The 7,385-nt window shown below is 37.8% G+C and carries 7 protein-coding genes and 1 pseudogene; 4 read left to right on the top strand and 4 right to left on the bottom strand.

Annotated elements, in window-relative coordinates; all coding sequences use genetic code 11:
• The first annotated feature begins 2 nt into the window (after positions 1 to 2).
• From JGH11_RS20490 to JGH11_RS18260, 3 genes are all read left to right on the top strand, one after another.
• Entirely contained in the window at positions 3 to 134 is a 132-nt protein-coding gene (locus JGH11_RS20490; protein WP_201114195.1) for a helix-turn-helix domain-containing protein, read from the top strand.
• A gap of 41 nt (positions 135 to 175) precedes the next feature.
• On the top strand, positions 176 to 472 hold the full coding sequence (locus JGH11_RS18265; protein ID WP_201114193.1) for a helix-turn-helix domain-containing protein: 297 nt from the start codon (positions 176 to 178) through the stop codon (positions 470 to 472).
• Positions 473 to 636: 164 nt separating this feature from the next.
• A complete protein-coding gene (locus JGH11_RS18260; RefSeq protein WP_201114191.1) occupies positions 637 to 813 on the top strand; it encodes a hypothetical protein in 177 nt (58 codons plus the stop codon).
• Positions 814 to 1,019: 206 nt separating this feature from the next.
• Here JGH11_RS18260 and JGH11_RS18255 read toward each other — a convergent pair whose 3' ends face one another.
• Both JGH11_RS18255 and JGH11_RS18250 read right to left on the bottom strand, forming a co-directional pair.
• The gene (locus tag JGH11_RS18255; RefSeq protein ID WP_201114189.1) at positions 1,020 to 2,216 is read right to left on the bottom strand and encodes a site-specific integrase; all 1,197 of its coding nucleotides are present in this window, start codon (positions 2,214 to 2,216) and stop codon (positions 1,020 to 1,022) included.
• A 46-nt stretch (positions 2,217 to 2,262) separates the two neighbouring features.
• Entirely contained in the window at positions 2,263 to 3,492 is a 1,230-nt protein-coding gene (locus JGH11_RS18250) for a site-specific integrase (protein ID WP_201114187.1), read from the bottom strand.
• Positions 3,493 to 3,770: 278 nt separating this feature from the next.
• On the opposite strand from JGH11_RS18250, the pseudogene JGH11_RS18245 reads away from it, so the two are divergent.
• Positions 3,771 to 3,977: pseudogene (locus JGH11_RS18245) on the top strand (tyrosine-type recombinase/integrase); the annotation flags it as partial.
• Between the two features lie 132 nt (positions 3,978 to 4,109).
• Here the strand turns inward: JGH11_RS18245 and JGH11_RS18240 are convergent.
• Together JGH11_RS18240 and JGH11_RS18235 are read right to left on the bottom strand one after the other, a co-directional pair.
• Complete coding sequence (locus tag JGH11_RS18240) at positions 4,110 to 5,333, bottom strand: hypothetical protein (RefSeq protein WP_201114186.1); 1,224 nt, start codon at positions 5,331 to 5,333, stop codon at positions 4,110 to 4,112.
• Between the two features lie 6 nt (positions 5,334 to 5,339).
• A complete protein-coding gene (locus tag JGH11_RS18235) occupies positions 5,340 to 7,316 on the bottom strand; it encodes a YCF48-related protein (RefSeq protein ID WP_201114185.1) in 1,977 nt (658 codons plus the stop codon).
• Positions 7,317 to 7,385 lie beyond the last annotated feature (69 nt).

Below are 7,385 nucleotides of genomic sequence, written 5' to 3'. Positions count from 1 at the left end.
GTATGATGCTCCATATCTCTCCCAGGACTTTACAGACCTACAGGGATACAGGAAGGATCAGCTTCAGCCGTATCAATCACAAGATTTATTACAGGGTTTCGGATATTGAGAAATTTCTTCAATCGGGTAAATAAACTGTTAAATAAGCAACTAAAAGATATAATTATAAAATAGTATGGAAGAGTTAATTACCAAACACAATAAAGACGTTATTGCATTCTTTGAAGGCTTAGAAGAGATTATCACCTGTATGGAAACAGCCTTCAGTGATACCAGCCCTTTGTTTAACGGTGAACGTTATTTAACAGACAGGGAGGTGTCAGCGTTACTGAAAGTCAGCCGCAGGACTTTGCAGGATTATAGAAGCCAGAGAGTAATTTCTTACATACAGTTGGGAGGTAAGACCCTGTACAGGGAATCGGATATTCAGAGGTTGTTGGAAGGAAATTACATCGAAGCCTTTCGCAAATAGAGCGTTAAAGGAAATTTCGCCAATCGTGTTTTATGCAGAGGAAGAGGAGAGCAGCTTTTGTTCCCCTCTTTTCTTTTTTTTTGCTTCCTGTTGACCCCAGATGTCTTTCTGTTCTATGCGTCGGATGCCGGCTTCGCATGCTATGTCCCTTTGGCCTGCCGAAGATGAAAAAAGCAAAGCGTCAAATTTTTAGAGGAAAATGCTATGCCGGAGTGATAACGGATGGCATGGTATTTCCCTCTAAACTCATAGAGCCTGAATTTGACCGCTTGGCTTATTCAATATATTTTTGCCAAAGGGATATGGAGCGAAGCATAATCCGCTTCATAAGCAGATCATAAAAAGGGAAACCGGAATTTGCTGTTTATCTTTTTATATAAAGATCAGAAGAATAAAGCATCCCCTCGTCTGTTATCTATTTATCTAACCCTTTGACACCGGTTTCAATATTTCAGGATTGCTAAATTTGTATTGATAAACTGGATTTACAAATACCTGCAATGTATTGTCATCTATGCTTTATTACTAATCCCAATATTTCTATATATCATTTATATATTATTTTCCTTCGCTCGATCAGCTTGTCCATATCCTGAGATATCTTCTGTTCCGTAATCTGTGCATAGCCCTGTGTGGTAGAAATATTGGCATGTCCCATCATCCTGGCAATACTCTCGATCGACAATCCTGCCGATATAGCCAGCGTTCCGAAGCTGTGGCGGCTTTGATGGTAGGAGAGATTCTCTTTCAATCCCATTGCTACTCCTATCTGATTTATATCGTACCAAATCTTATCCCTGACAGGTAAAGGAAATACAGGTTTATTTTCATCAGTGGTATTATAGAGGAAAAGTATCTGTCCGGCAATCGGGTGCAAAGGGATAAAAGCTTCTACCTTGGTTTTAACCCTTTGTTTTCGGATATAGAGCCTGCCCTCTGATGTCTTTCCGATATGCTTCGGATAAAGCCGCTGCATATCCACATAGGCAAGCCCTGTCAGCGATGAAAAGATAAATACCCGTCGAACAAGTTCCAGGCGTGGATCACTCATGGGTGTTTCCATGATACGCTTTAAATCGGATTTACTTATGTACCTGTGCCTGGCAGGCTCTTTCTTCTCATAGCTCACTTCTTCAAGCGGATTGCTTCTCAATACTTCCTGATCGACGGCAATGTAAATCAGGCGGTTCAGCCAGGTCAGGCATTTGTTGATATATCCCGGTTTTCTATTATGTACTGTTTTCAGATAAATTTTAAAGGATTCTCCCAGCTCTTCATGAATGTCAGCAAATGCAATATCCTTTATCCCTCTGTCGTAAAGGAACTCCTGTAAGTTTAGTTGTGAGAGTTTAGATTGGCGATAGGTCGAAGTCGAATTGATCTCTATGGAGCGAACCCGTAAGCGTTCCAACTCCACTTTGCCTGCTTCGAGCAGATAGGCAGGAACGGAATTTACACCGGTAATTGTATTTTTCAACAGTTCGCTGCTGATTACTCCCTGTTCTTTCAGTATATGCCGGTAGGTTTCTTCCAGGCGTTGACGAAAAGCAATCAGCTTGTTATTCTCCCTATCCGTCCTGATGATTCCTTTTTGGGCATTCCATTCGTCAGGCTTGCAATATATGCCTGTTGTAAGAACTGTTTGTTTCCCGTCAATGGAGATACGGCACAGGATAGCTGTTGTCCCATCTGCTTTGACTTTATTTTTGTTGATGTAAAATAATATTCTGAATGTACTGCGCATAGTTTTTTGTTTTATTTTTTGGATCGGTATATTGTTATTGTAATCATTAGAGGACCAGCTTTAAATCACTTGTTGCTTCAATCAGCTTATCCATATCCTCAAAGAGTTTCTTTGGAGTAACCCTCGCATAGATCTGGGTTGTTTGGATGTTGCTGTGACCGAGCATCCGGCTGATGGTTTCGATGGGTACACCTTCTTCGAGGGTAATCAGGCTGGCAAAGCTGTGGCGTCCTGAATGGTAGGTTACCGGCTCTTTGATATTTGCCATAACCCGTAAACCCTTCATGTTGGCTTTGACCATCTCGGCGGATTGCATCGGAAACAGGGTTTCCCGATTATCGTCCTTGTATTTTTCAATTAGTGCAATAGCTTCGGGCAGTAGTTTGACACGTGCCCGGTAGTCCGTCTTCTTTCTCCGGTATTTGAGCCACAAGCTGCCTTCTTCGTCTGTGAACAGGTTCTCTCCCGTTATGCGGACCACATCGGCATAGGATGTGCCTGTATAGCAGGCGAAGAGAAACAGGTCTCTGGTAAAAAGTGTAGACGGACGTATAGAGGGTATTTCCACGTCCCGTATTTTCTCGAAGCTCTCACGGCTAAGAGCTTTGGGAGCCGTTTCTTTTTGTTTGGGCAACTTGTAATGGGCAAAATGAAGCTTTTCGGAATAACCTTCTTTGAAAGCCAGCTTACAGATTTTCTTCAGGATAGCCAGATAATGACGGACGGTTTCCATGGCATAACCCAGTTCGCCCAAGACAAAATCCCGGTATTCCCGGATAAACTGTTCGTTGAGCCCGCCGAATGCGATGTCTCCGGCCTTGAATTTCTTTTTGATAAACTTACCGAGCGAGCGGTGGGTATATTTGTAGGTTGCCAAAGTCGTGGGTGCACAATCGATCCCGACACGGGCTTTTAGTCCCTCCATATGCCGGTCAAGAAGAGCCAGAAGGGTTACCTGCGTATCCATGCTTCCCTGATACAGGTTCTTGATGGCTTCCGCATCGAAAGGTTTCTTACGCTCCACAAGACTCTCGAATGCTGAATGAACTCCCAATAATACCTTGTCGATTTTTGCATTGGTTTCTACCGCTTCCCGGCTTTTACCGTCCAGGCGGCTTTCCCGGGGATTCCATAAAGAAGGGGTACAGGACAGCTTCGTGCTGAACTGAACCATTGAATTGTTCAGGGTGATGCGTCCCATGACGGGAGCCTTGCCTGATTTGTTCAGACCGCTTTTTTTAAGGTAAAGCAGGACCTTGAATTTTTCTTGTTTCATACGCTTATAATTTTGGGGGCTTTGCCTGAAGGCAAAGTTACCGGTTATACAAGCGCTCTTTGTTATGCAAAACAGTGTGGATCACCACATAAGAAACCGAATTGGAATGCTGCTTCCTGCACCGGGTTACCTCTTGTCATTCAGGTAACAACCCGGCTAACGGTTTGGTAACGCAAATACTGCAATAGTTCTCTCATCTTTGCTTTTTCGGCAAGAGGAAGAATGATGCATTTTAACTCATTATCAACAGAATAAGTTACAGCTTCGTCATTCTATTCGGAATCGCTTGGGAGGTTTTTACTCACGTGGCACGCCACTCGTTTGCAACTCTTTGTCTTACAGAGGGTGTTCCGATTGAAAGTGTGTCAAAAATGCTGGGGCATACAGATATTAAAACGACTCAGATATATGCACGGATTATAGATCAAAAGCTAAGTCATGATATGGATTTACTGGCTCAGAGGCTCAATAAGGCAAAAAAATAACTGGTTACGATGGCAGGACTTTTAATCCTGCCATTTTTAATATGTTACCTGAAACTTGTGTAAATAAAAAACCTCTTTTCTACAAAACAGCGCCTTACAAAACTACGGAGGCTTTCAATCATAGGAGAAATTTTAATAAATATCCTCTTCTTTGATATTTAATTTTGTTAGTTGCAACAGGTATTTGCAACAACTTATAATATTTGCTGATGGAATATTGGTATCATGAGCTTTAAACATATCCGGAGTCCAATATTCAATAGTCCATGATGCACCATCTGTCATAGGATAGTAACTTCTATTTGGCAATTCAGATAGCTTTATCGCATTAAATAAATTTTTGAATCTATCCCACTCGGATTTTGATATCTTTTTTGATTTTGATATTTTCAATTTCCCATAGTCATAGCCTCCTGCTCCATCTAATAGTTTCCAATGTAGTGTATAACTTTCATTTATCCTTTCCAACCGTAAGCAGATCGGATTATGAAATGTCCTTAACCACGTAAATCTAAAAACTTCTGAGTTACTGATATTTTTATTATTATACAGACATGGCTCATCTATATTTTGTAAGAAATAAGACAGACCTTTCGATGGGGACATTTCTAAATCAAACAAATAGTCTCGAGACAAATCGCTTTCCCAGCCTTCTTCAAGATTTATAAAATACCAAATAGGGAAATAGCAATCATTATCAATCGTTTGAGGGGACTTTACAACCCATTGCCTATTTTTATACTTTTCAATCTGCTGAATGGGAAAGAATACAATTTTCTCTAATTGCGAATTAATTCTTTTCAGATTATTTAAGTAGAATAAGGCTTTATCTTCTGCTTTAATAAACACTCGTTTACGGGCAGGGCGTAACGAAGATAAATTATTATTGCGATCCTCTTTTATTCCTATTCCCCATGATGGTTTAAAATAAGGTCTCAGGAAATCATTGTAGTATAATTCTGCAAGCATGTAATTAATTTCAAGATCCAAACTATCTGCCAAGTATCCTCGTTCCAAACATTTTACTTTCTCTTTCTCGTGATTTACCCCTCTAATAAAAGTAATATTCTCAGCTTTACGGATATAAGCTTTTGTTGAGTCCGGGAAATTTTTTATAAGTTTATTCAGAAAAATATTGACCGAATCTATATTTCTATCGTAGTAATATTGGCATATATAGCTAACTCCCTGAGAATCGAAAGGTGCTTTTATATGTAATTCCCGAGCCAGTGCTATTTTACCTCCGTCTTTTTCACCGGATTTATAATACGAAAGTTCGTACTTTAGCGAATCAATAGTTTGAGCATACATTACCGTAGATAATAAGCAAAAACAAATAAACAATACTCTTTTCATAACTATCTATTCTTCTTTTAATAATTCCCAATACAGATAATCCGCTATTTGATAAAGTGCATAGCTTTTATCTTTGAACTGCTTTTCAAAGACTTTTCCTTCACTTAAAGAATCAATAAGTTCACCGAGCTTTATGGAAACACACTTCGTCCTAAAATTCTTGTAAGTGATAATCCATGGAGAGTAATAATAGTTTGGTAGATAATTATCATTGCTAATAACAATAGTCTCATCATTAGACAAATTCAGACTTAATTTTATCCAGTCGGTAGTTGTACTCCAACCTCTAAAATGGAAATCAAATATCTTAGTCATTACAGAATCCGGTAGATTATTTATAGAATCAACAATATTCATGTAAAAACTATAATCGGTATCTTCTCCGGGAAAAGTTTTAAGGTCTATATAATCCCATCCTTCTTCTTTTTTATCTATCCTGCTTTGTATGTCCTTTTTATATTTTGTTATATCTTTTTGCTCCAGATTTAAGTCTTTTATTGAAATATATTGAGGTGCCAAATCATTTACCCGATTGAAAATATCATTGATAAGGGAACTACTCTTTTCAGGAAAGAGATTCAAAGAGGTATTTTTCCCATCCCTCACTTTTTTGTACATAGCACCAACCTTCTCATATTTTTCTGTCGCCATTTGATTATGAAAACACCCTTGACTTCCAGACTCTATAACGAAAGACTGAACTGTTACATGAGGATCGTTTATCAGTTTGAATGGTAATGAATATGGTTCTACAGTCTTATTGTTTAAGTCTATTATATAGTATACATCTAATTTTTTTGATGTTAACAATTTATTATCATACACAGATAGTCCCGTTAGTTCTTGATGTAAAACAAAGCTTCTGAACCATGATTTCTTCTGATTATCATATTGTAAAATGTCACGTCCTGAAATACCAATCTTTTCTCCTTTCCACAAAACAGTATTTTCAGGTTCGGGTATCTTTACATCTTGTGTAAAAATTCCATTTTGAATAAACTCTTTATCATTGATTTTATATAATGAATTATGATTTATGGCGAATAAACTATTATTCTTTACACATAAAGCATTGGGAAACTCTATTTTATTTTCAGATTTCCATTGTTCTACCAAGTTACTATCCAACAAGGAAACTGTTAAATCTTTGTTGACCACATAAATATTCCCTGATTCTGTAATTTCAAAATCTAAAGCATTTTTAATAGGTATCCAGTTAATAACATCTGTTTTAGAATAAAATACTTTTCCAAATTGCTTAACCAAATATTTGTCTTTAAGGACTCTTACTTTATTTATCCTTGGTTGATCATTTCTGTTTGTTGTTACCCATTTAACCTTTTTCTGATTTAGTGGGGTTTCTATCTTTTCCCAAGTCTTACAGTTGTCTTGTGTCTTATATAATACATTCCATGTTGAGCCAAATAAGCCATGTTGTCCATCAGGGGCAAAATGTACTGCAATAAATCTCAGATTTCCCATCTTCTCAACCTTATCAAATTCGTGCCACGTCTTACCATAGTCTTCTGTATAGTAAATTAATTGAGAAGATCCACTCATCCAAGCTTTGCCATCATTAGAAACATATGCACAATCAATCCAACTGCCTTTTCCAAACACAACTTTATCCCATCGCTGACCTCCATCTTCAGATCTGTAAACAAAATTATAGGGCATATCGTTTCCACTCATATGACCTGAAATCATTAATATATCTTCTGTAAAGACACTAATTCTTTCAAAAAGCTGACCTAATCCCATAGAATAAGGATCTAAGCTACCAAAAGAGCCTAAATGCCATAAACTATCAATATTGTTGGATTTATATATATTCCCTGCTTTTGTTGCAATCAAAATCCTTTCGGATGGACTAATGCCCACTTCTTCAAATCCTCCGTAGATAGGAAGTCTGGCTCTGTAGTCCTTCTGTCCAAATATTAGAACAGGAAATAATATAATTACGAGTAAAATATAGTTTTTCATAGAAGATATTTGTTTATTCTACTAATATAGAGAATCTTTCTTTTTGAGTTCCATAAATTAATGCTATAT

Origin of the sequence: Dysgonomonas sp. Marseille-P4677 (assembly GCF_016652235.1) — a bacterium.
In the GTDB taxonomy this organism is placed as follows: domain Bacteria; phylum Bacteroidota; class Bacteroidia; order Bacteroidales; family Dysgonomonadaceae; genus Dysgonomonas.
This window is presented reverse-complemented; position numbering and strand designations above follow the sequence as displayed.